Origin of the sequence: Peptoniphilus sp. SGI.035, from assembly GCF_050315115.1 — a bacterium.
GTDB lineage: Bacteria > Bacillota > Clostridia > Tissierellales > Peptoniphilaceae > Peptoniphilus_A.
In genome coordinates, this window is record NZ_JBNPOJ010000011.1 from 1 (window position 1) to 26,815 (window position 26,815).

The window sequence follows — 26,815 nt, forward strand, 5'->3', positions numbered from 1 at the left end:
TATTTTTTTATTTTTTATAATTAGGGTTTTCGTTCTTGAAGATATCAACCAATTCTTCTACCTCTTCCAAATTCTTTGCATACTTCCTAGCAAAAGTTCTTGCATTTCCTTTATTCCTGCTATACCTCTTAGCCTCTGGATTATTTTGCTCCCACTTCCTTGTAGCCCGTCTTTGTGCCTCTGATGTTTTTAATTCTTTCAATGTTATCAACTCCTTCTTACTTTACCTTAATTTTAATTATTAATAGTAAACATAAAATAATAACTAATATGTTGACTACAACCCCTAAGTCTTTAAAAATGTTTAACACATTTATCCCTGTAATTAAGCTTAACAAAATTATATTCGTATCTATTTTTTTCATTTTGACTCAATGAGCATTTTGTAATATAATACCCTTAAAGGGTGAGAGGGATAATTCCCTCTCTTAGAGTTACTATTTTAAACATTCTTTTATTAATCCGATAATGGCGATTAGCAGATTGAGTAAAAGTATTGTTAATTCTAGTAGCTCTTTTTTGTTACCTTTTTTAGGTTTTTTATTGCTCATTTCCTCACCTCCTGATTATATTATACTACGGGTATTAGGTAAAAGCAACACTTTTCCAAAATTTTTTCACTAAAAAAAGCCCAGAGATTTTTTCTCCAGGCTTAAAAATTTCATTCTTCTCTATAATCTTTTGTCTCAATATAATTTGTCACATCACTTGGTTTGCTATCTGCAATACCCTCTGAAAGCATATAGATGCATAGACCACCGATAGCTGACACTAAAGCAACTACTCTTTCTGTTGTTTCTGGAGCTGCATTTGTAAAAGCTATTAGTGCAATTATAACTGCACTTACACAAGCCCAAAATTTTCTACTACCTAATTTTCTTAATAAGTCTTCTTTTTTCATTTTATCGCCTCAAATCACATTAATAATTGTATTTAACTTTCTTCCTTGGTCTTTAATTATTTTTCCATTTGCCACCATAGCAGTAGAACCACCACCGTCAAGATTTATAGCACTATATAAGTTAAATTCTTTTAGTAAATCCTTTCTTGCATCTGTAAGTGTCCTATTTTCCTTTGTTATAAGCAATAAGATTTTATTATCTCTTGTATAAGCCATCATTGTGTGTGGTGCAAGCCTTGATATGTCTGGCAATGCTTTTTCTAGTTTTAGGTTATAATCTGGATATAAGGCATTACCGCCTATTGCCCATTTTATTTTGCCTAGCTTTTGTATCTCGCTAAGATTGTTAAATCTATCCATAATTACATTGCCCTTTTCTAAATATACCATTGTTCCTGTTTTTGTCCCTTGGTAAGAGTTAGTAAAAGAGTTTTGTCCTAGCGGTAGATTGTCTTGTACGGCTATCTTCCAAATTCCTTTTTTACTGCCTGGATCTTTCATGTCAAAGAAAGTTCCATTTATTGCAAACTCTCTTCGCAGTTCTCTCATTTCTCTTCCTGCTACAAATTCTATTCTTATACTTTCAGGATCTGTTTCTATTACGTGAAAATTACCCTTTTGGTAATATCTCGTATTTTTTAATTTTTTTTTAGAAGTTTTGAAATAATTACTGCAACTTCAGCCCTTGTAATTTTTTCATCTGGTTTAAAGCTTCCATCTTCATAACCTTTCATTATTCCAGCTTCTTTTACTTCGTCTATTTCTTTTTCTGCCCAGTGATTTTTATAATCTTTTTTCATAACTTTTTCCTCTTTTTCTTTAGATACTATTTCTCCAAATTCTGAATCTTTAGATAAATCAATTTTCCATTCTATAGGTTTTTCAATGTCTTTTTTAAATTGCCACCACTTAGCCCAGTTATTTTCACGGAAATTGTGAGGGCAATCTTTACGGCTTACGTCATAATGTCTGCATACTTTACTTGCAGGCACTTTAAATTTTGCCATCAAGTTTTTAGTAAGCTCTACTGTGTTTTTATAAACTTTATCTTGGTTGCTATCTGAATTTACACACATTTCAATATTAATTGAATTTGAGTTTGTGCAGCCATTAAGATACCTGCCATATCCTTGATTATCTCCCACAGACCAAGCCACAAAACTATCTCCTATAGTTTGTATAATCTCTTTATCATCTACATAATAATGAGCTGAACCATACCTTGTAGCACTTTGCAAATATCTAAAGTGAGCCATAGCATCTGCTCCCTTTGAATAATTGCCCGTATAATGTATTACTATCCACTTAATATCACTATAAGGTCTTTTTTTGCCTATCTGTCTTGAATTTGATATAGGCTTAAATAAAAATCTCATGTCAACACCTCCTATTTAAGCATCGGAAATAGAAAATATATAAAGGCACCTATAAAAATACCAATAGCTACCTTTACTATTGCATCTATAAAACTCTTTGTTCTCTCATTTGGTTTAATGTATTGGTCTGAAAGTCTTTCATTATATAGCTTATCCAACTTGTCATCAGTCTTTTTTGTTGTCCTATCTATGTTAGACAAGTCCTTTTTTATAATTTCTATATTTAAGTCTTGCCTTCTGCTCAATTCCTTCTGTTCATCAATTTGCTTTCCGTGCATTTCAATTCGCTTGTCTTGTGCCTTGTCATTCTCTTCAAGCTTGGCAATTCTTATCTCATGGTCAGTTATTTTTTCATTTTCCATTGGTTCACCCTTCCATTAAAAAAACACCCTTAAAAAGAGTGTTTTTGCATTAATTTTAAATTTGTTCTATGAGTTTCACATAATTTATCAATACTTCTTTTGAGTATAAAAAAGATAGCCTGAAGACTATCTGTTTAAATTTTTTTAATTGTGGTATAATATTAATAAATGAGGACACCGTTTAAGACGGTTCGTCCTACAGATATAGAATTGAACCTACACCATAGTCGAATACAGGTAGGTTCTTTTTTTATTTCCTAATCTTTTTTAAAAAGTGATAGGATGGTTTCAATTAAGCTAATGAAAGCTATCAATAAAGATATTTTTTCATATAAGCCCATTGTAACACCTCCCAATAAAATTATTGGGCGAACCATCTGTATGTCCTCAAAATTATTATATCATAGAATTATTTTCATTTTCCATTAGGTCAACTCATTTTTTGTAAAAATTAAGGGAAGCCTAAGCCTCCCATTAATTATTCTCCAAAGTTGCAAGTTCGCTCATACCTAAATCTTCAAGACATTTCTTAGTTCTTTCTCTTAAACAGAGTGGCACTTGTGCAAAAGTTCTTTTGCCATGAATGATAAGTGTTGCATATACTACATCCATATCTATATCCCCTTTCCTTAAAATTTTTAGTATCAAAAAAACACCCACAAAGAGTGCTGCTACTAAACTAATTTTGTTTTTCATTTTCCAAAGCCTTTTTAACTTCTTCCCTTAAAATTGTTGGAACTGTCTCAATAGTTCTCTTTCCCATTTTAATTAAATATACATATACTGCTACCATTATTTATTACCTCCTAAATTAGCTTCATAAGTTTCAGCAAGTGCTGACATTAAAGTTAGCTTATCATTTTCAACCTTTTCAAAGGTTTCAGCTTGTGCCAAAGCAGTTTGCACCTTAAAATCCTCTAAATCTTTTTCTATTTTTTTTGCTATATCTGGATTAATCTCTTCCTTTGGTTTCTCGACTGGGTCGTGATTTCTTTCTGCATATAGTTTAATGATTTTATCTCTTTCTTCTTCCGTAACAATTACTGGATTTTCAGCAGTGCCTTTCTTACCAGTAACTTCTTCCACAACTGCAAAACCTAAATTTTTATCTAGTGGCTCCCATATAATTTCACAACCACATTGTATAATTTTATACATTCTCTACCTCCCTTTTTATTTCACATAAAATCCCTGAAATAATGCCACTACTATTTTTTTCTTGGGTTTTTAAAACAAATCCATCAGCAGCATAAGCTAACAAATTATTACCACTGACAAAATCCATACCATATATCAATCCTTTAAAAAATTTTCCTTTAGGAATGGTAAATGTTTCGTCTTTTTTCAAATATACAGTCAAATCTTGCACTTTATTTATTTTAAGTTCAGTGCCATTTTTTGAAAAAGCTAATCCCGTTATTCTGCCACTACTCATCCCTCTGAGTTTCATTCCGCCAGAAAAAAGTAATGGATAACGTTCTACAACACTCCCCACCCCAACATAATCAGCATTTATTTCGTCTCCACTGACTTTCCATATTTCTCCTCTTGGAATTTGAATTTCTTCATATTTTTGTAATTGAATATTCAATAACCTTATTAATTTCATGCTAAGGACACCGCCTTAACAAAAATATTATGAAATAACTTTAAATGCAACTCCTGTAAAAGATATTTTCCCACTACTAAATCTTCTAATGGAACACCCCCCCCCAAGTGTTATTGAACCTTGCAGGCAAAGATTAGATGTATTATCAGGAAGAATGATTAAACCATTTATCTCTGAACCTTTTTCAATAACAAGGGTGCCTTTCCAAACTTCATCTCTAGGCACATAAGCACTCTCTTCATTTGTCAATGTTATATTAATAACCCTATCAAACTTTAATTTTGCCATATTATCACTCCTTAACTATAAATAAGTATTTGCTCTATAACGTCATTACTTATTTCTTCTTTTAATTTTGCTAACTTCTCATCAACTTCGTGTTTAGTGTATATCTTAGCCATAGCATCTTCTAAGGCTTTACCCCTAGCACCGTCAAAAGCAGTGTTTTTTACCTCGCCAATTTTAAGTTGAGGAGACAACTCTATATAAGAAGACCCATTCCATCTATAAATCTTTGCTCCAGATTTATCTATATATAACTTTTTGACATCTCCCGAACTTGGAAAATTTCCCCTTGCCTCAAACATTAACACATCTTTGTAAACATCAAGGTCCGGTAATTGGCTAACTAAAACCTTATTCTTATCATCTAGGTCAGCTTTCTTTTTAAGCAAATCTAAAAGACTTACCCCATTAGTGCTCAACACTTTTAAGGCATCGTTAATAGATTTTATCAGCTTGTCAATCTCATCCATGTTATAGTTTAAATCTCCCACGATGACATAATCATCAGGTTCTGGCTTATTTAAACTATAATTTTTTGTTTTTTGCACTCATCATCACCCCTTATATTCATTAAATTCTTTCCAAGATTTAGGCTCTAAATCTCGCCATCTTACATCTTTTGTAGCCTCTTTCCAAGTGTTTTGAGTATAAGTGAATTTCCATTCCAAATCAGCTGGCATATTAATTTCAAGCATACGCTCAAACTCATCAAGATTGTTAGGTAGACCATTTGCCACAAATCTTATTTCAAAAACATAGGGATTAATAGTGCGGTAAATTTCCACTCCAGCATCATTATTAGAAAAAGCCTTGCATAAATCTTTTATAGTTTCTTCATCAGTTTGCTTGTGCATAAGATTTAAAACCGCTTGGATTTGATTTCTTCTCTGTCTATAACCAAGGTCATTGTCCGTCTTAATTCCCAGTCTTTTTTCAAAATAAGGCAACAACTCTATGGCAGTATCAAGGTTTAAATTTCTTTCAACTCTTGCCGTCTGCTCCTCGATATACCTAAAACTAATATCAAGCACTCTACATAAATGCTCAAAAGTTGGATTTATCTTGTCATACCAAGGTAAAAAGTACATGAGCATTTCAAAAAAGTTAATAGCAGACACGAAGATTGCAACTTGCATATCTGTTTCATCTTCAAGCAATAAAGTTTTTTCCATAATTTCAGAAACTAAAATAGACACGTCTTCAAATTCCGTGTCCGTTTCCATAATAGCCTTACCCCTATCAACTTTTACACCCTTGGCTTGTAATTCATGGTCCATCTCCATTAATACTAGGGCAAAATCTTGCCACTGGTTATTTCTTAGACTAGACCAAGTTCTTTTACTGACTGTGCCATAGCTGGATTCAAAAATTAATTTTCCCATACTATCTCAACCTTATTATCATATATCCTCTTGGGATTTTATATTGGCTTGCTACCCCTATACTTTTTACAACCTCTGGAGTTCCTTCCCAAATCTTATTCCCACCAGTCAAAGAATCATATAAGCTAATTTTTGTAATATTACCCCAGTCCTCTTTTGCAATGGGAAATTCAATATCCATGCTATTTTGCACTTGCCCATTCATTGGCTCTGTAAAATATACTGGGATTCTTTTATAAGAAAAAGCTACAACCTCTTTTGTGTTTTCCAAAGCACAATAAACTTGCCTAGATATTAAACTTTCTTTTAACACTCGGTTTTTTTCTACCACTTGCATATTATTCACTTGTAATCACCCCCAAGCTTTCAAGTTCTGGCACTTCCGTTTCTTTCATACTTACATTTCCTATACTTCCATTAAGCTTTAACTCGTCATAATCACTTACACCATTGACCTTTAATATTTCCGCTCCCACTTTCGCATAGGAAACAATATTTTCTTTAAAAGATATGCTATAAAAATATTTTTCTATTCTCTCTTTAATTGCTTGCTTAACTTCAATTAAATTTGCATTTTGAGAAAGTTTTATCTTTACATCAACTTTAATTTTTTTAGTTGTTGCACTTTCCACTGTTAAATCTTCGTACCTTATAGGAGCTTCTTCCAAGATATGTTTTCTAACTTTTTCTATAAGTTCAGACCCAACAGCTTTTCTGTTTAATCCAATTACAACGACTTTAACAGTTCCGCCGCCTTTCCAAGTTCTAAAAACCTTAGCATTCCATATCCCATCAACTTCAGTAGCCCATAATTTATAATGTGCAGGATTGCCAGCCTTTGGTGGATTTAATAACTTTTCAAAATACCTTTCCCTTAGGTCATCATCTGTTTCTTTGTCATAACCATTCATGATTTCCCTTGCATTAGAAATATTGTTAATACCAACTATCTGTGGATTAGACTTGTTTATAGCATTTGGCAAGACATTAGCACTGCCCCCGTATTCAGTGGATTTCACTTTTATATTAATGTTTCCAGCTTCAGGGATTACATAATCCTTATCAATTGCAAACTCAACACTACCAGCTAAAAAAGTAGTTTCTTTAAGTATTACAGTCTTAGGAATACCAGTAACTGTAATTTCTCCCGTTGACTGTGTAGCTTGTTTTCTCCTTAAACCTGCAATTTGTAAAACTCTCGCATCAAGTTCTTCATCTTCTAAGTTCATAACATCAAATTTTTTAAAAAGCTCTAATATTACTCTTTGGAAGTCCTCAAAAACTATTGCCGCTGCCGACAATATATCATAACTAAAACTATTAGGAGTTTTATCCTCTGTATTACTAAGATTAATCAACATTTCTTGCAAAAATTCCTCTTGCGTTTTTTCTTGCATTATCTCACCTCCTAATTGTTATATTATTCATTTCCAAAGTTCCATAAATTGTAATAGCCTTAAATTTTACATAGAGTAAACCCTCATCAAAATCAACTTTAAATTCTTCTAACCTTATAATGTAATCTTTCAAAGCTCTTTTTATAGCTTCCTTTACATATCTTTCAGCTTCAGAGTTTACGTATCCCTGCGTGTATGCCTTTCCTATTAACGTTTCCAATTCATGACCATAAGACCAAGGGAAGACAACCCACCTATAACGTTCAGACATAAATAGTTTCCAGAGTTTAACTTTTAAAGCTTCATTCTCATATACAAAATACATTTTTCCGTCTTTTGTCTTAAATCTAGCAGTATCCATATCATAAGCGTACTCCTTAGCAGGTGGTATCTCTATAAAGTTTTCTTTAACTAATTGAGGATCCATAAAAGGATAAAATTCAGCCACCTTTACCACCTCGCTATTTTAAACATTACATAAATTGTCTGTTTATCTTTAGATTGTAAACAAGCCACTAAATCGCCAGCTTTTAACTCATCTTTAAATATAATTTTTGCCTTTGGGAAACCACCTTCAACATGAGAATCCCCCCTGCTGTCATTACCTGTTAATTGTGCCCTTGGGATTTCTATTTCCCTTTCATGACCTTTAACCCAGTATTCATCAAGCTTTATATTTTCTTTCTTATACTTGATGTCTCTCATTTTAATAACTAGATTTGGCAACGGACTTATAACCTCTCCAGTCTCACAGTAAGGTAAAACCTCTATTTCTGGTGATGGGTCAAAAAGTTTTACAATTTCAGCTGCTCCATTATTTTTCTCTTGCATCTTAACCCCCTACATACCTATAAGCTTTAGAAAAGGTTCTGCCATTTTGATTACTAATACAAACACCGCTATATCCCAGTATCCTTTTACTAACTCCACCAGATTCAATAATTCTAGTAGCATCATATTGCATGGCAACATGTCCCTTTTGCCATAATACATCCCCAGGCTGTCTCTCGTTAAAAGGTATCTCTTTAAATCCCAGTGCCTGCGGATTGCTCCTTATCCCTGCCGATGTTATCCTGCCTGATATTTTGCCCCCTGCTTGCTTATATGCCCAAGTTACAAATCCAGAACAGTCAACACCAGTTTTAGGGTCAGTACCGCCCCACTTGTATTTAGCACCCTTAGCACTTTCTCCAATTTGTATCGCTTTTTGTGCCGTGCTTCCAGATGCTTTTAAACTTGTAGAATTATCATCCTTATCAGTTTCTGTATCAGTAGAAGTGTCAATATCTTCCATGACATTATCATAAGAAAGCTCCAAATCCACCACATGATAATTATTAGCAAAAGTATGTTTGTCAGATACAATATAAAATTTACCATTTAAACCAGTAAAAGGTTCCTTGATAATTACTGCATTACCAGTTATTAGGTCAAAATCTCCCTTAACTCTTACACTTGCAGTCCTTTCAATATCTTTTAACATACCCTTTGCCCTTGCCTGTGGATCCTCGTCTTTCTCTTGACGATAGATTTCTGTAATTCCACCATCAACACCATTAGATACTTCGCCTATTTCTTTACCTTCAGTATCAAACATTTTTACCTTGCTTACTACATTTTCAGAATTTTCTCCATAAGTTGCATTATAAAGATTGCTCTTGCCATCAAGGACATACTTAGCAACAATTTTGCCTTGTTCTACAATGTCAACATTCCCATTATTCATTCGTATTATATAAGGCTTGCCTGTCTTTTCATTTTCCATTTTATAGGCAGTAAAAACGACATTATAAATTGTTTCTAGGTCGAATTTTCTATCAATAGGACTTCCACTTTCAGCTTTACCCACACTTAAAGCAATGCTACCAAAAGCTTCCTTTGCAATAGCATCTGGAGTCTTCTTTTCAAAATTAAAAGTTCCCTTGCTCTTATTTGCTAAAATTAATTTATCCAAGCAAGTGATTGACATTATATTATTGTCTATTGACTTTTCCTTAGAAAAAACAAAGCCATCAAAAAGAATTTTCCCATCATCATTTATAAGCTGGGTTTTTGCATTCATTGGAATTGTGATTTGTGGAAGATTTTTATCAGTCCCACTTACAACTACACCAAAGTCCATTTGCCTAGCCGCTTGTCCCTTATCGCCACTCCAAGTTATCTCATTGTAAAATTGGGAAATGTCCTTGTTATTTGCTATTAGTTTCATAGCTTTATCACCTTTCCACTAATAGGCTTTTTAAGACCACTTTGTTTCAAAAGCTGTTTTCCGTTTTTTCCATTCCCAGTTAATTTTTTACCTATGCTCCAAACAGTATCGTATTTGCCCACAGTTAAAAGAGCCATTGTTGGCAATACAACACCTGCAAATCTTTTAATATCCTTTGCCTTTATAGTTCTATTAATTACTGGTGGCTCATACTCTGTGGCTTCTATTCTCACATACTCACTTAATGCCAAACTATAATATAAATCGCCAGTTCCGTCTTGCTCTCCACTTGTGTAACTATCAATCAGCACCTCAAAATTATGTGGTGTCTCTGTTATTATCAGTCTTATTGGCTCCTTGGCATTTGCCCAATTTCTAATTTTATTATCGTAGTAAAAAGGATCTAAAATTACATCACTTGATTCTAAAAAATAATAATCTTTACTTGGGAAAAAACTTTCAATTGTAAGAGTTTTTAACCCCTTTTTCCCTTTTAAGTTTATAGTTCCAACCTCGTTTAAAGTCTCTGTATTATTATTTTGTGGCTCCTCAATATTATAAAAAGGAGTGATTGGGAGCCTCAACCTATCTCCATTATGTGTCAACCATACTTCCATTAAGTTAAGCCCCCAATCCTATTTTCTTTAGCAATTTTTAATTTATTTGCTACACCGTTTATAATTTTGTCAATATCAGCTTCTTCTCTTACTACAATTTGGTCTGCTATTTTTGGAATTGTAATTGTAACATTGTTGTTTTTAGTATGTCCCATCTTGTAGGCTTCTGCCACTGATTTATCATGTGGCATAACTCTAGAACCTCTCGGCAAATCGACAATTTCTCCACCTTTTTCGTGGATTTGTACAATACCACCCTTCCAAAAATTAGTACCCTTTGCAAGTTTCGGTATAAGCGGAATATTTATTCCTTTTCCACCTACTAAAGGCACCCAATCGGGAACTTGTATATTATTAAGCCCACCAATACCACGATTGATAAAGTCAATAACACCGTTCATTATGGATTTTGCAAAGTTCTTTATTCCACCAAAAACAGTTTTAAAAATTCCTACAACACCATTCCAAGCGGAATTCCAAGAGTTTATAAAAGTACCTTTAATAAAAGAAATAATACTGTTAAATAAGTTTTTCACACCGTCTATAAATCCAGTGATTTTTTTAATGATACTCTTAATTACATTACCAGATACTTCTTTGAAGTGGTGAAAACTATTTGTTACAGATGCAATTACTCTTGTTACAACGGGCTTTATTTTTTTCCAGTTAATAATTAAAAGAACAATTGCCGCTACAACTCCCATTATTACAAAACCCATTGGACCAAACCCCGCAACCCATTTAACTAAAGACTTAGCACCCTTGCCTATGGATTTATTTAGCTTTCCAAAGCTTTTAAACAATATGCCAAAGCCACTGTTACCTACCAACTTGCTAAAACTTCCAGCATCTTTTAAGGCTTTAGAAAAATCAGAAATCTTATAATTGACTTTACCTAGAATAAAAAAGATTTTACTAAATCCTATAATCATTGGGCCCATAGCCGCCGCCATACCCAGCCATTTAACAATGTTTTGTTTTTGTTTGTCAGATAGACCGCTAAACCACTTAGTAAGTCGCTGCACTTTTCCTATGGCTTTTTCTAAGAGTGGACCCCAAATTCCTGAAGATGCATCAAAGAGTTCTGAACCTGCCACTTTTAAACTATTAAATAATCTTTTAAAATTATCTATTGGATCCCGCGTCTCATCAAAAGTAGCCGTTACAGACCCCTTGGCTAAATCCGCCGCATTAGCAAAGGCTTTAAAGTCCAAAGCACCACGATTTATAGCATCAAGCATAAATGTAGCACCCCTTGAGCCGAAGTATTTACTTGCAATATTTAACTTATCAGCTTCAGAACTTGCCCCGTCTAACTCTTTTTGTAAAGATTTAAGACCTTCACTCATTCCCTTTCCTTCTTTAGCAAAGGCGACTTGTGCCTTCGACATATAGGACATTGTCCTGCTTGTATCGATACCAGACTTTTCTAAACTACCCATTAAAGCAGTCGCTTGTGCAAAGTCTAGTTTCAAGCTTTTAAGTTGCGGCGCCCCTCTAATTAGAGCATCAAAGAGTTTATCAGTTCCCTGCCCTGTGTCTTGTGCAGTTTTAGTTACAGCATCAAGCACTTTATCCAGGTCTTTACCTTCTACACCCATTGCATCCATCGCTTGTTTTGCCTGTATAGATGCTTGAGATATATCCTGCCCGTTGATTTCTGCAAATTTAATAACTTGTTCAGAAGCATCCTCTAAGGCTTTTCCAGTTAAACCAAATTGTGTGTTGACTTCTCCCACTGCATCGCCAATTTGTTGCAAGTCAGCTGGCACTTTATCCACTAAGTTACTAAAAGTCTCCTTAAAAGCATCCATGTCTTTGCCAGTTGCACCAGTTTTTGTTGCTATGGTGTCAAGTGCTTCATCAACTTCCTTCCAAGCTTTAGTGCTAAATGCACCAATGGCAGCTATGGGAGCAGTAAGTCCTTTTGTCAGTGTTTTTCCTATTCCATTAAGGTTTTTACCTGTTGCCCAAAGACCATCAGCAGTTCGCTTATAATTGCTCTGAAAGCGTGTCAAACGATTATCTATCACTTCAAGAGGTTTGGAAAACTTGTCTACAAGTCGCAAAGTAGCATCAAATATTTTACTTTTCGCCATATAAAGCCTCCATTTCTCTTTGTTCTTCCTCTAAATCTTCAATTTCTTTTAAAAAAAATGCCCTAGTGATTACTTTTTCTCCATAGGGCATTTTAAGATATTTATAAGGACTCCAACCTTTTTTTCTATATAACCAATACGCAGTTTGCACATGGTGGTCGGAGTCAATTAGTTTTTTACTTTACTTTCCTCATCTTCATATCCAGATAAGTCCTCAATAGCAGATGATAAAATGTCCATCTCGCCTGATAACATCAACTTTTCTACTAACTCGTTTGGTGTCTTTGCACCAAATTTCTTTTGTAATTCTTTATTTTTAAATACATCAGGGCAGCCTTCCACAATAGTTCTTAATTGTGTTCTGTATCTAATAAGATTTACCTTAGCACTGTTGCCCTTTCTCATTGTAATGTCTAGGGATTCTTCAGCAATTTCTCCAGACATTGCAGGGTCTAAAGCTTGAATAGGGAAAATAAATTCTTCCCCGCCTAATTTATTTAATTTAATCTTTACTTCTCCCTTTGGCATTTTTAATTTGCCAGCATCAAATTGCATAAGTTTTTCTACTGCGTTCATTTTCTCACTCCTCAATATAATCATACAGTTCATAATGTCTAAAATTAAAAGATATAGTCTCCTCTAGTGCCTTTGCGTGTTCAAAATCAAAAAGCGTTAAATCAGAAAAAGTAACATTTTTAAGCATTATTCTTTCTGCACCAAGAGCAGTAGGGTCATCTAATTTACCCATAATTTTAACAACTGGCGTTCTTCCTTGTGATATTTTATCGTGCATAAGTCGTATCCCTATAGAAGAATATTTCCCCATTGTCAAAGAGCCAGAGCCTTCTAATTCAAGGAGTTTTTTCCCTTTCCAAAGGTCTCTAGGTCTTAAAACATCGCCATTAGTCATAGCTACTTTAGCCTCGAATTTTGTAAGAGTAGCTAAATAGATGTCCTCCACCCATATCTCTCCGAAAGTACCATTAATTATTTGTTCGTCTTGTATATCTCTTTTCATCTTCTCACCTCTTAAATAACTACATCAAGTTCAATTTCTTCAATAGCATCAAGAATTTTACAATAAGCTCTTAAAAATACCTTGTCCTTTGTATCAGCTTCTTTAATTTCCTTTAGATCCATTTCATCAACTGTTCTTTTGTCAATTGTTTGATAGCCCATAGACTTTAAAAATGCTTTTTGTGCCTCAGTATTAATTTCCACATGAGATGAACCCTTAGCAAGTAGCCCATCATTTTCAAGGATTTCCATATATCCCAAAATCGCAGACATTAAAAGCACCTTGTTATCGTAAGAGTTAGCATATTTACCAATATATGAATCTTGTGCAGCCCATTGGATGTCGTCAGCCATTGCATCCATAATGTCGACTATCTTAATTTTTCTAAAGGATTCACCCTCTAATTGACTAGTAGTTACAAGAGAGTTAATACCTCTTGCTACCTTGATTTTCTCGCCATCGTTTAATAATACAAATTCGCCCTTACCGATTTTTTGGTTAATTTCCTCTTGTGTATAATGAGTACAAGCCTTTAATTCTGGCAATGGTGCATAAGTACAAGCTATTTGCATTGGTGTGCCTGCAATAAGACCTGCAATCCTTGACGTATATTCATTTGTTTTGTATTCTTTTTCCTCTGTGCTTACACTTGGCATTGTGTAGTTAATGATTTTTTTATTGTCAGCATTGACATTTGCAGCAACAAATTTACATCTTTTGTCCTTATTGTCATTAAGTGTCTTTATCCAAGTTGCAATTTTTTCACTGTCTACCTCATCAGCAAAGGGTACAGCTAGATAATCCCATCTAAGAGTTTCCAAAAGTTTAAAGGCTTCTGTTGTAACATCAAATTTTGGTTTATCAGCATTTTCAGACTGTTCAACAACTAAAATTACTTTTTTAGGTGTCTTTTGGTATCCTATAAGTGCCAATTCAACTTGTTCCTTATTCCTTTCAGACAGTCCCTTTGGTATGTCAGAAGATGTATATATTTCAAACTTTCCTTTTAATTCTCTTTCCTGCAACACTAAAGCTACAATTCCTCTAATACTTCTGCCAATTCTTGCAATTCCTTGCTCCGTAAAGCGTATGTGTAGATATGGTAAACCTAATTTAGCCATTTTGTCTCCTTTCATATTCAACAAAAATATCTTTCATTAATTCAAAATCAACTTCATTTTTCAATTTATCCACATAGAAACCTAAATCAAAATTAAAAAATAATGTATTTTCTTCAATTTCCCAGCTATTTCTTGTGATTAAAATATATAAATCATTAATTTTTAAACTATAATTAAAAATTTCAGATAATTTGTCCCCTATTTCCATAAGTTCATTTTTATCCGCCTTTTGATACTGGACTACTACTCCATAACTTAAATAGTCATTAGTATTTGAATAGGATTCCCTTTCAAACGTTTCAAAATAAACAAAAAAATAAGGCTCTTTAAAGTCTTGTTTCGCCTCGCTATTTATTACTTTTTCCTTAAAATTCTCGTGGATCTTTGCCGTAATTCCTTTTTTAAGGTCTTTTCCCCTAATCATTTATTTCCCCTCAAACAAATCATTAAATATTTCATCTAGTATCTTTTCTGGCAATTCGTTAAGTTCAGGAGCTAGTTCATCTATTTCCTTTTTAAAAAAGAAATTTCCATGAACATAACTTTGTCCATTCTTAGTTGCTTTTCTACCCTTGCCAACTACTTTATGTCCTCTTTCAACTAAATGATAGTGTGGAGCAGTTGAATATATCTCTGTGTGATATACTCCCCTATCCTTTCTCGTCTTGTTAGCTTTCCATCTTCCCCTTAAATGTTGGCTGGCTGTTTTTAACTTTCTATTATACCTGCCCTTAGGGTTATAAGGAGTAACCTTCTTTATTCTTTTCTTTAAGTCTTTTGCCGCATTATCGTATTTGTCAATAATGAAGCCTGGAGCTTTTTTCTCTGCTAGTCTTAACTTTTCAGAAAAATTATCAAAGCCCTTAATTTCTGTTAACTCTGCCATAATACCACCACTTCCATGTATCTATTTTGGATTTTTGGGTCAATAAATGGTGCAATGTAAATTATTTCAGCTTTTATGCCATTAAATTCCACATAATCATTTACTTCAATGTCCTTTCTACTCCTCATCTTGAACTTATAAGTCATTTCGTGTTCATCTTTTCGATTTTGCAAAAACTCCCTACCAGTTGTGGGAATGAGTTCCACCCAATCAGTACATATAAGCTTAGGCTTTTGGTCGTATTCTCCAACATCATTAACAGTATCCACAGTTTCAGACCTATCAAAAAATTGTACTTTGACCTTATTTCTCCCTGGATTAAACATTTGCATCACCATACTCTAGCTGTGTAATCATACTCCTTACAATGTAATTCATTTCTAAAGGCTGTCCCATCATGTATCTTTCATCATAAAGATTTTGTATAATTACTAATTTCACTATTTCAGCTCTTGCTCTAAAATGTTCCTTCTCCATTTTTTTCTTATAATCGGTAACACCATCTATGAGATAATCTTCAGCTACCTTAATCAAACTTTCAAGGTAGCCGTCATCATCATCATAAGTTACTCTAAGATACTTTTTAACATCATCAAGGGTCATAATTGTACCCCCTTTCAAATTAAGCACCAACAGTTTCTGGAATTGTAAGATATACTACAGCCTCTTCATCAACAGACTTAACATCAAATCTTTCAATACATCTTAAAAGAGTTGCGTTTTTAGTAAATCCTGCTTCTGTTGAACGTGCAATTTCAACACCTTTTCTGTCGTAGAAGTTAACAAATTCCTTAACATCTCCAACATAATAAGGATATTTCTTAGTATCCATTGGCAATAATTCATCAGTTAATACAATTATTCTTTTTCCTTTAAAAACTTTCTTTGTTGCATCTGTTAAATCAACTGATAAAATAGGTCTCTTGTTGCCATCTTCCAACTTATCAAGATAATCAAAGCCAGATTGATTAGTGATAATTACAGCATTATTTGCAATATCAGGGTCAAGCTTAGTATTTAAAACTGTAATAATATCTTTGTAATCCTTGCCCTCAATCTTAGTTTTAGCATTCTTTAAAACCCCTAAAATCTTAGCATTTTCAGTATTAACAGACTTATCTGTAAAATTAGAACCAACAATATTAATTAATGGCAATTCTGTATCTTCAAGTAGAGTATTAGACACAGGTATAATATCACCATAGTCCTTTACTGCCCAATCTTGTTGTTTAAAAGTAATATCTGTTTGCCCAATTTCTGACAACTCATCAAATTCAATTAACTTACCCTTTTGTTGGTTAGCAACTGGGAACTTTCCAGACATTGTAGTTACGGGCACCACATTACATAATTCCTTTAAAGCAACCTTTGCTCTTCTAAGTTCTTTTAGAGTTTTACCTTGTTCTTCAGGAACTAAATAACCGCCCTTTTCTCCAGTATGTTCAATTTGTCCAGTAGTAGCTAAATTATAGACTTCCATTTCTTCAGCTGTAACAGATTTTCCCATTACAAGTTTGTTAAATACTTTATTTGCGTCAATCTCTTTTTTATTTCCTAGAGCAGTGCCATTATTCACTGTATTTTCTACTTCTTTTTTCTCTACTTCTTCAGCAATTCCAAGTTCTTTTCTCAATTGATTTAAAACTTCGATTTTTGCATATGCTTCATCTACTTTCCCTTGTTCTTGTAGGGCTTTCATATCGTTTTTAATAGTTGCTATCTTGTTTTTAATTTCTACGCTTTTTAACATTTTTTACCTCTTTTCTTAATTTATCGCCATTGCGATTTCAATTTCTTTTTTCTTTCTATCTTCGTCATCTGCATTATTAATTAATTCCCTTGGAGTATGCTTGTAATTTAAGACCAAAGTTCCAAAGTCATTTTTTACGCTTGTTGCCTCTGTAATTTTTACATTAAAAAACTCACTTGCAGATTTACCAGTGAGCCAGGTTTCTTTATTAATTAAATTGTTAATTTCTTCTTCAGTTTTCCCTTCTACCGCCTTTGACATATAAGTTTCTAAAAGTCCCTTTTGAAGTTCATCTAAAGTATCAGCCCACTTCAATAAATCATCAGCATTGCCAAACACACCAATACTAGGCTTGTGTATCATAAGATAAGCATTAGATGGCATTTCAATTTCATCACATCCAAAGGCAACTATTGAAGCTGCACTTGCTGCTAAACCATCTATTATAGCTTTTGTATGTCCGTTAAATCTTTGCAGCATATTGCAAATTGCCATTCCTGCAAAAAGATCTCCGCCACCAGATGAAATAATTACTTCTACATTTTTATTTGCATCTTTTAAAAGATTTCTTATATCTTCAGGATAGGTTTCAATAGTTTCACCCCAAGACCAACCTTTCCAAGCGTCGTCTAATATATCTCCACTGACATATATTGTGGTTTTATCAGCTTTATTTTCTACTTTTATCACTATTTCTCACCACCCTTCTCATAAGCTTTTCCTATATCATCAATTGGCACATAAGTACCATTAACCATAAGAACATCGCCACCATCAAACTTTGGCATTCCAGCATAACTTCTTGCCTCATTTGGTGTATAAATTCCAGTGCTTACATACTTTTGTAAAGCTTCAGCTTGCGATTTTAAATCGCCTCTTAAAATTGTTGCAACATTAAATTCTGTATGCAACCCCTTTTCTACTTCGTCTTTAAATAATAATTTGTAGTCAAACTCTTCCTCATATTTTTTCAAAATATAAAGCAATGTATCAATTAAAAAAGTTAAGTTCTGCATTTCTGAATTGCTGTAAGAAGATTTATCATAATTATTTAAGTGATTAGGTTTTAGACCAAAAGCAGCTGCTATTTGTAAACTTGTGAATTTTCTAAGTTCAAAAAACTGTGCATCCGTGAGTTTAATATCAAGCGGTATAAGCTTCATTCCCAGAGGAATTGGAACTATATTCCCATTATCTCTGTCCCTTACAAACTCTGTAATTGTCCTCACAAGCTCTTTCTTTTTTTCCTTGTTAAGTTCTCCAGTATACTCCAATATAGCATTAGCAGTAAGCCCACGACTGTACAAGTCGTTTAAATACTTCTGTGCCTCTACTGCTCCCTTTATTGTTCCTGCAAGTTCTTCCGCTACTGACTTTCCGACAATACCATTTCTACTCAAACCACCCTTTAAATGTATTATTTCTTTGTCTTCAAAAAAGTATTTCCTATTATTTTCTTCATACTCATAGACATAAGTAGCATCGTGCTTTAAAAGCTTCCCATCATCTACAATTATTTTTACTTTCCTTGGATCTAAAGGATGTAGTGCAACTCTTTTATTGCCCTTAGTTTCTATAAGAGCATAGGAATTTCCGTAGTGGTTTCTGTTAAACTCCATTAAGGTCTTAAAGTCCGTAGGCGACATATAGGGATTAGGTCTTACTTTTAATAAATAATTTATGTCGCTATTTGTAATTTTTATCCCTTCACCGTCTTTTAAATGAATTGATAGTTTACCAATTGATTCACTCAATATTTTTAAACAGATATAATATGTTATTTCTGACATATTGTTTCTAGGTATTTCCCAACCTTTAGGGTCGCTTAAACTTATTACTTCCCAGCTATCATTTTCATTAGACCATGTAAAACTATTTTTTACAGCTTGACCTATCTTTTTAATTATCCCCATCCTTTTCACCATCTTTCTCATCTATTTTCATAATCTCTAACCACTCCTCTATATCTTTTTGTGCATCGTATTTTATTTCTGAATTATTAGCCATTGCTAATTTCCAAGCATCTATTACAGCATCTACTACGTCAATTCTTGCCGTATTAGTTTCTTTCATGACCTTTATTTCGCCAAAACTATTTTGTGTAGTTTTAGCATTAGCAAAAGACCATTTTAAAAGCTCGTTCCTTTTATCATATTTAACCTGCAATGCTTGAATCGACAATTGCAAATCCACAGTAGCATCATTAAGACTTTTTGCAGATTGAACTATTTCTATTAAATCGCAATTTAAAAAGTCTAAATCAGCCAAAAAGGCATTCGCATTATGTCCATCATATCCACAAGCAATTATTATGAGGTTGTATTCTTCGATTAATCTTTTTAAATGCTCAATTATATACTTGTAGTCGGTTTTTAGTCCAAATACACCCTCTGTCAAAGTTAAATAACCTTGTTTTGCCCAAACTCTATAAGGTGCCTCATCTGTCTTCTCATGTTCTTCCAGCCTTAAAATCGGCATAAAAGAATGAGAATAAATATAAAAATAATCGCCAAACTTAAAGACCAGGGCAATACTTGTCAAGTCGCCACCAGAAGATAAGTCAATCCCAAGGATACACTCTTGACCTTTAAAATCTTCTAAAGTTAAATCAGATTCGCATTCCTTAAATTTATCTAGGTCGACATAACCTGCACCAGAATACTTAACCCATTTATTTAAAGATTTTGTCAAAAAGTTAATAAGCTCTTGACCGCCTTTTTCTTTAGCATCTATGGCTTTTTCAGACATAACCTTTACTTTCTCCATATTATAGGAATTGTCCTCATTCCATAATAGGAGCGGATTTGCCTTTGCCCAGTTCTTGTAGTCCCAGATGTCATCGTCTTTGTCCATTTCAGCAATATAAATAAATTGTGATTCCTTTTCTATCACTCCAGATAGAATTTTTTTACAGAACTCATATTGTTCATAACAAAAACTATTAATATTAAACCCTGCTGTCGTTATTGCTAAAGTTAAAGCACTGTCCACACTTATTTGACCATCTAGCATAAGCTTATACATTTGATTATTAGGATGAGCATGTAGTTCGTCAATTATAGCTAAAATACTGCGGAAGCCATCTGCTGACTTTGTATCTCTGCCAACAGATTTAATTTCCGTACCCGTAACCTTACTTGTTATTGTTCTCTCATGTCGCCTAATTCTATATAATTCAGCAAGTTCCTCATCAGCAAGGATGAATTTTTCTACCTCGTCCCAAACAATATTTGCCTGTTCTTGCTTTGTTGCCGCACAATAGATTTTTCCCTTTTTATAATCAGAGAATGTAGCACGATTATTTATTTCAGTTCCCGACAAAAAGGATTTTCCATTCTGTCGCCCTACTTGGATATATGCTTCCCTAAATCTTAACTTCTTACTTCGCTTTTTTCTCCAACCATGCAAAGATCCAATTATAAAGTTTTGGAAGCCCCTTGTTCTTAACTTCTTAGGTTCTGTACCCTCTAAAATCGTAAGCTCATTTGCAATATCTATCGCTCTTTCAGATAGTTTTACGTCCCAGATAAATTCAAAATCTTTTCTTTTTAAATCATCTAAATGTCTTTTACAACAACTTATTTCTGTTTGTCCCTTTAAGATTTTACCTTCAGCTACTAATTTTGCATACTCTGTAACTCTATCCATCAATGTATCTCAAATATTTATTAGTTCTGCTTTCTTCTTTTTTAGGGACAATTAATTTTAATCTGTCAGTTGTTGCAAGCCCAAGCTTTGAAGAGCAGGACATTATTTGTTTTATAACCTTATCTTGTGCATTTATCAGTGGAGATATTTTATAATCTTCAGTAACATATCTATAAGGCTGCTCCATTTTCTCTATCTCTTGCGTAATTTCCAAATACTGTGAATAGGCATTTGAATATATAACAAGAATTGACAAGTCAAGATTATCTAGTATTCCAATCTTTTTAGCTTCCTCAACTACTCTACTAAATTCAATTTTTGCAGTTTCTTGAAGATAAGCAGGTGCTTTTAAATTTTTATTGTCTATCTTTATTTTTTCTTCCTGCTCTTGTCTCTCTTTAATATTCTCTTTTCCAATCTTCCCAGTTGCTGTTTCCATTGTCTTTCTTGGTCTCGCCATTCTATCATCACCTTTCACAAGATTAACTCACGATTATTTACAAACCTTTAACTATCTCTTCTTCCCTTTCTGATAACTCCCATACAATTTCATCTTCAAGTCTTTTAGAAACAGCTAAACTTTCTAAAAAATTAGCTTTTTCATCACTTATTAAATATCCCGATCCAAAGAGTTGTTTTTTATGTTTTTTCTGAGCATCCAATCTTCTTATAAAAAATAACTCTTCATTCTTGAAGTTTAATTCAATACCCCAATCAATATATTTGCATAGAAGGGCAGCACTAATTACATTTTTAGGATATACGTATTTAAACGATGGCTTTTTATTTTCAGTTTGTATCTTTTCAACCATTTTTTTTATTTTAGGTATTAATCTGATTCTATACTTGTCTAAATTAGTTACAAAAGATGTTGGAATTTTAGCTTTGTTATTATATTTGATATTAGCATTTGCAACTATATAGCAAACACATTTATCATCTTTTCCTGAAAATAATGTCAAATGTGGAGCAAATAAAAAGAACTTAATATTGTTTTCACAATAAAAGTTCTTAATTTTACTAAGTATTGAAAAGGGAGGGTTATCTATAACTATTTTATCCCCTCTATAATCAAAATTCTTATAATCTCCACCTGGATAAAAAGGTCTTACTATTTTCTTTTCATCAATTTCATATTCTTTAACTACCCAATCTTTTATAATTTTATAAACTTCAGGAGGAGTATAACAATCATCTGTAGTTTTTTTAGTCTTAAACTTTTCTACAAATCCCCCATAATTTTCAAATTTTTCTTTGCTTATACTACTAATCAAAACTTAACCCCCACATGCCTAGTCCTAGAAACAAAAGATACTATTCTTTCAATTTCAAAACTCAAAACCTCTTTATTTTATCATTATCTAACACTAAAATCATCAAAAAAAGCACCTTTTAATAGGTGCTGAAATTTTTCTGAAATTTTCATTTTTGGCATTTTCCCGCCGAAATAAACGGCGGCTGGTCATTTACACTTCGCTAAAAACATTCTAACCTACCCCCATGCCATTTTTATTTAACTTTAATAGAAATGCCTGTGTCTTAAGTTTGCTCTCGGGATTCTTATTATATAGGCTGTGTATCTCTTGATGGCTTTTATCTGTCAGCCAAAAAAGATTATCAACATCATAAGCCTTTGAAATATCATCAGACACTTCAACGATATGATGAGCCAGCCTACCTTGAACTATTCTTCCCGTCTTGTAATAGTGCCACAGATCTATACCGCAAGCTCTCGACCTACAAATATTCTTAACCTTTGCCCACCTGCTATCAGTGTAAACATTGTGATTTTCACGCTTATACTTATCATAAGACTTGTGATATTTACTAGCACATTCTTTGCACATTTTATCAGTGATAGGAATTGCTTTCCCACACTTACATAATTTTTTTAACATACTCGCTTCCCACCCCTAGCCTAATCAAGTGTATGTAGTTACCCAACACATAGTCTCGTAAGATCTACATGCTAACCTTAGAAAGATAAGAATGAAATATAGTAAATGGTAATCTTTTGTTCGTGCAATTATAAATAATAAGGAGGTGATTACTTATCTTTCTATCTCCACTTTAAACTATATCACAACTTGACGGTCAAAAAGGTCACATCTTTTTACACTGCCTTTCAAGCTCTTCCAAAAGAGCATCGGGGTCTAAATCAGTAATAGAACTAAAATAATCAGACCTAATAAATCTCCTTACCTCTGCCCTTGTCTTAGGATAGTTTAAATAATCGTAGACTGCCCTTTTAATAATTGCAGAAACTAATAAGTCTGGATACTCAATCATTTAAACACCTCAGGATTCTTAGCCTTAAACTCCAAGAGAGCATTACCATGCGCATTTTTGATATAGCTATAATTGTAATTATATCTAGCAGCAATCTCTCTCAACCTCATATCCCTTAAATAACGGCTGACTAAAATAAGCCTATAAAGAGGATTTTCCATTCTATCAATCTGAGAAATTATCCTTTGCTTTAAAACAATTAGCTCATCAACCTTGTCAGTCACTTCTTTTTGTAAGTCCACATACCTATCCATCCAGTCAGAAAAATCGAGACCTGCAGAACTTTGAACCTTGTCCTTAACCTCCAAGCTTCCAATACTCATAGCACGAGCCCTCAAATCTTCCAATAATTTAATTTTGCTGTCTATCTCATTATCAATATGTCTAACCTGCAATAAGTAGTCTTTTGGTCTCATCTTCCAACTCCTAACCCCAAAGAGGTATCTCTAAAATATTAAAGGCATCCTCAACAGATTTTGCCACCCCACATAAAATAGGATGACCTCCCGCCCACTTCATAAATTCTTTTTGCTCTTCACTCAATCGCCCTTTAGAATTTTTAACCTCAATAAAAAACATTTTGCCATCGGAATATCTAAAACCCATTAGGTCTGGAGTCCCCTTTGGAAAAGTCCTTATCCATCTAGTAACTGGACCTTCTTTAACCTTAAAAACTCCAGTAGTCACATTCCATACCTTAGCATAAGGAGCAAGAGCAGACCTAATTAAGTCTTGTACTTCCTTTTCAGATTGTTCCTCGCCAAACAAGTTCTTGCTCATATCTCAACCCCCAATCTTTTAAAACCTTCCTTCTTAATTCCCTTACTTCAAATCCTTCAGTATATTTTCAAACGCCTTAGATTTATTTTCCTTTTTCTTCTCTCTGAAAGATTTATAATTCATTTCTATCACTTCACACATTTCTGCTATTCTATCAAAGGTTCTTGCTACTTCATCTTGTGAAGTTAGTTTCCTTTTAAAATCATTTGGATTTAAATTTGTTGTAATGATTATTGGCTTATTGGCTCTGTACCTACCATCTATGACCTCATATATTTTTGACTTATTATATTCGCTTGATGCTTCTGCTCCTAAGTCATCAATAATTAAAAGCGATACCCGGTTTAAATTCCTATATAAGCTATTAAGTTCAGTGCTTCCAAATGTGGATAGCTCTCTTATCTTCTGTAGAAGTCCATTGCTCGTTATTGCAATTACTGAAATATATTTTTCTAGGAGTGCGTTAGCTATACAAAAGCTTAAATATGATTTACCGCTTCCTGGTCTTCCAAAGAATAACAATCCACAATTATTAGCTTTCATTTCCTGAAAATTATCTACATAGTACCTGGCAAATTTAAATAGTTTTTTATTCTCATTGGTGATTATAAAGTTATCAAATTTACATGTCTTAAACCTTTCATCAATCAAAGAATTTACTTTCAATCTCTCTAAGCTTCGTTTCTTTTCTTCAGCTTTTTCTTTTGCCTTTGCTCTTTCATATTCTGCTTGTTCCGCTTCGCTCATTGCATTTATTCTGAATGTTCTCCCTCCAAAGGAAAATACAATCTCTTTTCTTTCAGAGTTTAATAATGTTGAGGTTCTCGTATCCATCTACTACCTCCTTCTTATTCCAATTATTTAATATACCTTTTATATAAGCTGTAGTTACCTTGTTGTTATCTGCAGATGTCTCTATTGCTTTTATTAGTTGTTCTTCTCCATATTCCTTTTCTAAATCTTTTAATCTATAAAAATTATATTTACTACAATTACCACCACATTCCTTAAATCTTTTTAATACTTTTTCTTCTTCAAATTTTTTTCTGTAGTAGTTGTTATCATTGTTATCATTGTTATCATTGTTATCATTGTTATCATTGTTGTTTATATGCTCCTCTGATGCTACCGTGATGCTCCTCTGATGCTACCGTGATGCTCCTCTGATGCTCCTCTGATGCTTCTGTGACGTTTTTCCTGACGTCTACATCTTGGTATTTACTGTAATTTTCAATGGTTATAACTGACTTTTTTCGTGGTGTTATTTCTAACTTTATTTTATTATCTTCTTCCAATAATTTTAGAAAATTTTTAACCTTTGTATTTGACCAACCCCATCTATCACATAGCGTTTTAATTGATGTTATTCTCTGTCCTCTCTTGACTTCAATTAAATTTCCGTTAAATAAAATTTTTTTATCTTCATGATTTGCCATCAAAAGTAAATCTATCCAAGCTTGCCCCTTTGAAAAAGGTTTATCATTCCAGAGCCAGTCATCTTCAATTTTTCTATATATACAAACCCAGCCTTTATAATCTGCCATACTTATCACCACCTAGCAAATTTCTATAGCTACACCTGTAAGTTCTTGCAGGCTCTCCTTGATGACCTTATAGTCGGAGTTGGCATCTGATAAATGCAAAACATAAACCTTTTTAAGCCTTGAGAGATTACACTTCTTTAAAAAATCCAAAGCAGTTTCCAAAGACATATGATTTTCTTTGATTCTTTTTCTTAAAATTGGATCTAGATTGAGATTGTTATTTATCGTTTCTTTGACATAATTAACTTCTATCATCAGATAATCAATGTTATTAAAACGACCCTCAACATACATAGTGTCTGTGATAAAAAGTAACCTCTCATCAGTCTTTGCGTTTAAAATATAAAAGCCGACTGGTTCTTTGGCATCGTGTACTGTTTCAAAAATCTTTATTTTAAAAGATCCTATATCAACCCATCTGTAAGTGAAATAACCATTTTTTTCAAAAGTTTTAACCCTATGACTTTCAAGCTCCAAAGCCTCTTTAGTGCCTTCCGTCATATATAGATCCACTCCAGCCTTGATTAAATCCTTACAAGCTTTTGAGTGGTCTCCATGCTCATGACTTACTAAGACCCCGTCAATGTCCGTAGTCTTAAAATTAAGTGCTTGCTGTATTTTTTTATAAGGAATACCACACTCAATTAAGAGCGTAGTATCCTCGTTACTTATCTTGTAGCAGTTACCAGTGCTACCACTGGCTATAATCTTAATATCCATAATTAAAACGGTGCCTTTATATCTTCTTCGATGATTTCTCCAGTATCTGGATTTACTTCAATAGTTTCTTCTTCCTCGTCTGGACTCGTCATTTCAAGCATAGCATTGTTTTCTGTGGCTCTTAAAACTTCTCTGTCCTCATCTTCTTTAATTGCATCTTGAAACTCTGTTGTCAAAACTCCATACTTGCTTAAAAGTCTTTTAATTACAGTTTTTTGTGCCATTTCGTCGAATTGATGTTTCCATGGACTATATTTGCCTCCGTAAGATTGAGAATATCTTTCAGCGTGTTCTATAACTTCATCCTTTGTCATATAAATTGCCTTTTCATAACCATTTAAAAGTTGGAAGTAAGCAAAGTAGCCGATAACCTTATCAGACTTAGGTTCTCCTACAATTTCAAAAGTTCCTTTTAGGTAATCTCTTTTGACTTCCATCCCCTCATACATAATGCCAGCATTTAAAGCCTTATATTGTCCGCTTCTTTGTGCCATTTGAATATATCCCTTATAGCCGATTTGAAATTGAGGCCTTGTTGTTCCTTTACTGTTATAAGGCACTATATAAGCGTATCCAAGATTTTTATTGATAGGCAAATTAAGAGTAGCTGCCTTTAGTGCCTCCATAACAACCTCTTTAGGGTTACAATCTTGCAAAGTGGTATCGCCATTGTATAGGTCTATAATTGATGCTAAAAATCTGTCTTTATTTTCCTTTAAGGCATCAGCAAATAAATTTTGAATACCTTGGTTTGCTAGTAAATTCTTCATTTGGTTTACTGGACTTAATGTCCTGTTTTCTTGTTTTTGTATATTTGTCATT

41 protein-coding genes are annotated in these 26,815 nt (G+C 33.4%); all 41 read right to left on the minus strand.

Annotation, left to right across the window (positions count from 1 at the left end; translation table 11 throughout):
• Positions 1-7: 7 nt before the first annotated feature.
• Positions 8-202, minus strand: a complete 195-nt coding sequence (locus tag ACQRC6_RS06170; RefSeq protein WP_427848180.1) for a hypothetical protein — start codon at positions 200-202, stop codon at positions 8-10.
• 459 nt (positions 203-661) lie between these two features.
• Entirely contained in the window at positions 662-901 is a 240-nt protein-coding gene (locus ACQRC6_RS06175; RefSeq protein WP_427848181.1) for a hypothetical protein, read from the minus strand.
• Positions 902-910: 9 nt separating this feature from the next.
• A complete protein-coding gene (locus ACQRC6_RS06180; RefSeq protein ID WP_427848182.1) occupies positions 911-1,450 on the minus strand; it encodes a phosphodiester glycosidase family protein in 540 nt (179 codons plus the stop codon).
• An 89-nt stretch (positions 1,451-1,539) separates the two neighbouring features.
• On the minus strand, positions 1,540-2,277 hold the full coding sequence (locus ACQRC6_RS06185) for an N-acetylmuramoyl-L-alanine amidase (RefSeq protein WP_427848183.1): 738 nt from the start codon (positions 2,275-2,277) through the stop codon (positions 1,540-1,542).
• An 11-nt stretch (positions 2,278-2,288) separates the two neighbouring features.
• A complete protein-coding gene (locus ACQRC6_RS06190) occupies positions 2,289-2,639 on the minus strand; it encodes a hypothetical protein (RefSeq protein WP_427848184.1) in 351 nt (116 codons plus the stop codon).
• A gap of 474 nt (positions 2,640-3,113) precedes the next feature.
• A complete protein-coding gene (locus tag ACQRC6_RS06195; RefSeq protein ID WP_427848185.1) occupies positions 3,114-3,335 on the minus strand; it encodes a hypothetical protein in 222 nt (73 codons plus the stop codon).
• Positions 3,319-3,432, minus strand: coding sequence for a CD1375 family protein (locus ACQRC6_RS06200; RefSeq protein WP_427848186.1), 114 nt, complete (start codon positions 3,430-3,432; stop codon positions 3,319-3,321). Before ACQRC6_RS06200 ends, ACQRC6_RS06195 begins: the two co-directional genes overlap by 17 nt.
• Complete coding sequence (locus ACQRC6_RS06205; RefSeq protein WP_427848187.1) at positions 3,432-3,797, minus strand: hypothetical protein; 366 nt, start codon at positions 3,795-3,797, stop codon at positions 3,432-3,434. Before ACQRC6_RS06205 ends, ACQRC6_RS06200 begins: the two co-directional genes overlap by 1 nt.
• Positions 3,790-4,248 carry a hypothetical protein gene (locus ACQRC6_RS06210; protein ID WP_427848188.1) on the minus strand — a complete coding sequence of 153 codons (459 nt, stop codon included), beginning with the start codon at positions 4,246-4,248 and terminating at the stop codon, positions 3,790-3,792. The genes ACQRC6_RS06205 and ACQRC6_RS06210 overlap by 8 nt, the downstream gene beginning before the upstream one ends.
• Before the next feature lie 27 nt (positions 4,249-4,275).
• Entirely contained in the window at positions 4,276-4,536 is a 261-nt protein-coding gene (locus ACQRC6_RS06215) for a hypothetical protein (RefSeq protein ID WP_427848189.1), read from the minus strand.
• A gap of 11 nt (positions 4,537-4,547) precedes the next feature.
• Complete coding sequence (locus tag ACQRC6_RS06220; protein WP_427848190.1) at positions 4,548-5,081, minus strand: hypothetical protein; 534 nt, start codon at positions 5,079-5,081, stop codon at positions 4,548-4,550.
• 6 nt (positions 5,082-5,087) lie between these two features.
• Positions 5,088-5,915, minus strand: coding sequence for a putative phage tail protein (locus ACQRC6_RS06225; protein WP_427848191.1), 828 nt, complete (start codon positions 5,913-5,915; stop codon positions 5,088-5,090).
• Position 5,916: 1 nt separating this feature from the next.
• On the minus strand, positions 5,917-6,252 hold the full coding sequence (locus ACQRC6_RS06230; protein WP_427848257.1) for a phage tail fiber protein: 336 nt from the start codon (positions 6,250-6,252) through the stop codon (positions 5,917-5,919).
• A 1-nt stretch (position 6,253) separates the two neighbouring features.
• A complete protein-coding gene (locus ACQRC6_RS06235; RefSeq protein ID WP_427848192.1) occupies positions 6,254-7,312 on the minus strand; it encodes a baseplate J/gp47 family protein in 1,059 nt (352 codons plus the stop codon).
• A 4-nt stretch (positions 7,313-7,316) separates the two neighbouring features.
• A complete protein-coding gene (locus tag ACQRC6_RS06240; RefSeq protein WP_427848193.1) occupies positions 7,317-7,760 on the minus strand; it encodes a DUF2634 domain-containing protein in 444 nt (147 codons plus the stop codon).
• 2 nt (positions 7,761-7,762) lie between these two features.
• On the minus strand, positions 7,763-8,143 hold the full coding sequence (locus ACQRC6_RS06245; RefSeq protein ID WP_427848194.1) for a DUF2577 family protein: 381 nt from the start codon (positions 8,141-8,143) through the stop codon (positions 7,763-7,765).
• A gap of 1 nt (position 8,144) precedes the next feature.
• Positions 8,145-9,521 (minus strand): XkdQ/YqbQ family protein, encoded by a 1,377-nt coding sequence (locus ACQRC6_RS06250; RefSeq protein ID WP_427848195.1) that lies wholly within the window; start codon positions 9,519-9,521, stop codon positions 8,145-8,147.
• Positions 9,518-10,138 (minus strand): hypothetical protein, encoded by a 621-nt coding sequence (locus ACQRC6_RS06255; RefSeq protein WP_427848196.1) that lies wholly within the window; start codon positions 10,136-10,138, stop codon positions 9,518-9,520. The genes ACQRC6_RS06250 and ACQRC6_RS06255 overlap by 4 nt, the downstream gene beginning before the upstream one ends.
• Positions 10,138-12,237 carry a phage tail tape measure protein gene (locus ACQRC6_RS06260; RefSeq protein WP_427848197.1) on the minus strand — a complete coding sequence of 700 codons (2,100 nt, stop codon included), beginning with the start codon at positions 12,235-12,237 and terminating at the stop codon, positions 10,138-10,140. The genes ACQRC6_RS06255 and ACQRC6_RS06260 overlap by 1 nt, the downstream gene beginning before the upstream one ends.
• Before the next feature lie 168 nt (positions 12,238-12,405).
• Entirely contained in the window at positions 12,406-12,813 is a 408-nt protein-coding gene (locus ACQRC6_RS06265; protein ID WP_427848198.1) for a phage tail assembly chaperone, read from the minus strand.
• 4 nt (positions 12,814-12,817) lie between these two features.
• On the minus strand, positions 12,818-13,255 hold the full coding sequence (locus ACQRC6_RS06270) for a phage tail tube protein (RefSeq protein ID WP_427848199.1): 438 nt from the start codon (positions 13,253-13,255) through the stop codon (positions 12,818-12,820).
• An 11-nt stretch (positions 13,256-13,266) separates the two neighbouring features.
• On the minus strand, positions 13,267-14,376 hold the full coding sequence (locus ACQRC6_RS06275) for a phage tail sheath subtilisin-like domain-containing protein (RefSeq protein WP_427848200.1): 1,110 nt from the start codon (positions 14,374-14,376) through the stop codon (positions 13,267-13,269).
• On the minus strand, positions 14,369-14,800 hold the full coding sequence (locus ACQRC6_RS06280) for a phage tail terminator family protein (RefSeq protein ID WP_427848201.1): 432 nt from the start codon (positions 14,798-14,800) through the stop codon (positions 14,369-14,371). Before ACQRC6_RS06280 ends, ACQRC6_RS06275 begins: the two co-directional genes overlap by 8 nt.
• Positions 14,801-15,262 carry an HK97 gp10 family phage protein gene (locus ACQRC6_RS06285; RefSeq protein ID WP_427848202.1) on the minus strand — a complete coding sequence of 154 codons (462 nt, stop codon included), beginning with the start codon at positions 15,260-15,262 and terminating at the stop codon, positions 14,801-14,803.
• Positions 15,250-15,594 (minus strand): head-tail adaptor protein, encoded by a 345-nt coding sequence (locus ACQRC6_RS06290; protein WP_427848203.1) that lies wholly within the window; start codon positions 15,592-15,594, stop codon positions 15,250-15,252. Before ACQRC6_RS06290 ends, ACQRC6_RS06285 begins: the two co-directional genes overlap by 13 nt.
• A complete protein-coding gene (locus tag ACQRC6_RS06295) occupies positions 15,581-15,865 on the minus strand; it encodes a head-tail connector protein (RefSeq protein WP_427848204.1) in 285 nt (94 codons plus the stop codon). Before ACQRC6_RS06295 ends, ACQRC6_RS06290 begins: the two co-directional genes overlap by 14 nt.
• Positions 15,866-15,884: 19 nt before the next feature.
• The gene (locus ACQRC6_RS06300; protein WP_427848205.1) at positions 15,885-17,012 is read right to left on the minus strand and encodes a phage major capsid protein; all 1,128 of its coding nucleotides are present in this window, start codon (positions 17,010-17,012) and stop codon (positions 15,885-15,887) included.
• A gap of 15 nt (positions 17,013-17,027) precedes the next feature.
• A complete protein-coding gene (locus tag ACQRC6_RS06305) occupies positions 17,028-17,702 on the minus strand; it encodes a head maturation protease, ClpP-related (RefSeq protein ID WP_427848206.1) in 675 nt (224 codons plus the stop codon).
• The gene (locus ACQRC6_RS06310; RefSeq protein WP_427848207.1) at positions 17,702-18,925 is read right to left on the minus strand and encodes a phage portal protein; all 1,224 of its coding nucleotides are present in this window, start codon (positions 18,923-18,925) and stop codon (positions 17,702-17,704) included. Before ACQRC6_RS06310 ends, ACQRC6_RS06305 begins: the two co-directional genes overlap by 1 nt.
• Positions 18,912-20,660 carry a terminase large subunit gene (locus ACQRC6_RS06315; RefSeq protein ID WP_427848208.1) on the minus strand — a complete coding sequence of 583 codons (1,749 nt, stop codon included), beginning with the start codon at positions 20,658-20,660 and terminating at the stop codon, positions 18,912-18,914. Before ACQRC6_RS06315 ends, ACQRC6_RS06310 begins: the two co-directional genes overlap by 14 nt.
• Positions 20,653-21,120, minus strand: a complete 468-nt coding sequence (locus tag ACQRC6_RS06320) for a phage terminase small subunit P27 family (protein WP_427848209.1) — start codon at positions 21,118-21,120, stop codon at positions 20,653-20,655. The genes ACQRC6_RS06315 and ACQRC6_RS06320 overlap by 8 nt, the downstream gene beginning before the upstream one ends.
• A 37-nt stretch (positions 21,121-21,157) precedes the next feature.
• The gene (locus ACQRC6_RS06325) at positions 21,158-21,934 is read right to left on the minus strand and encodes a hypothetical protein (protein WP_293559410.1); all 777 of its coding nucleotides are present in this window, start codon (positions 21,932-21,934) and stop codon (positions 21,158-21,160) included.
• A 213-nt stretch (positions 21,935-22,147) separates the two neighbouring features.
• Complete coding sequence (locus tag ACQRC6_RS06330) at positions 22,148-22,558, minus strand: hypothetical protein (RefSeq protein ID WP_427848210.1); 411 nt, start codon at positions 22,556-22,558, stop codon at positions 22,148-22,150.
• Positions 22,559-22,763: 205 nt separating this feature from the next.
• Positions 22,764-22,949, minus strand: coding sequence for a hypothetical protein (locus tag ACQRC6_RS06335; RefSeq protein WP_427848211.1), 186 nt, complete (start codon positions 22,947-22,949; stop codon positions 22,764-22,766).
• On the minus strand, positions 22,946-23,365 hold the full coding sequence (locus ACQRC6_RS06340) for a hypothetical protein (protein ID WP_427848212.1): 420 nt from the start codon (positions 23,363-23,365) through the stop codon (positions 22,946-22,948). Before ACQRC6_RS06340 ends, ACQRC6_RS06335 begins: the two co-directional genes overlap by 4 nt.
• A 10-nt stretch (positions 23,366-23,375) precedes the next feature.
• Positions 23,376-23,729: a VRR-NUC domain-containing protein gene (locus ACQRC6_RS06345; protein WP_169969527.1), complete on the minus strand. Its 354-nt coding sequence runs from the start codon at positions 23,727-23,729 to the stop codon at positions 23,376-23,378.
• A 42-nt stretch (positions 23,730-23,771) separates the two neighbouring features.
• On the minus strand, positions 23,772-24,563 hold the full coding sequence (locus ACQRC6_RS06350; RefSeq protein WP_427848213.1) for an ATP-binding protein: 792 nt from the start codon (positions 24,561-24,563) through the stop codon (positions 23,772-23,774).
• On the minus strand, positions 24,529-24,864 hold the full coding sequence (locus tag ACQRC6_RS06355) for a DnaD domain protein (protein WP_427848258.1): 336 nt from the start codon (positions 24,862-24,864) through the stop codon (positions 24,529-24,531). The genes ACQRC6_RS06350 and ACQRC6_RS06355 overlap by 35 nt, the downstream gene beginning before the upstream one ends.
• Positions 24,827-25,273: a hypothetical protein gene (locus tag ACQRC6_RS06360; RefSeq protein WP_427848214.1), complete on the minus strand. Its 447-nt coding sequence runs from the start codon at positions 25,271-25,273 to the stop codon at positions 24,827-24,829. The genes ACQRC6_RS06355 and ACQRC6_RS06360 overlap by 38 nt, the downstream gene beginning before the upstream one ends.
• A 12-nt stretch (positions 25,274-25,285) precedes the next feature.
• Positions 25,286-25,993, minus strand: a complete 708-nt coding sequence (locus tag ACQRC6_RS06365) for an MBL fold metallo-hydrolase (RefSeq protein WP_427848215.1) — start codon at positions 25,991-25,993, stop codon at positions 25,286-25,288.
• Positions 25,994-25,995: 2 nt separating this feature from the next.
• Positions 25,996-26,814 (minus strand): recombinase RecT, encoded by an 819-nt coding sequence (locus tag ACQRC6_RS06370; RefSeq protein ID WP_427848216.1) that lies wholly within the window; start codon positions 26,812-26,814, stop codon positions 25,996-25,998.
• Position 26,815: the final 1 nt, after the last annotated feature.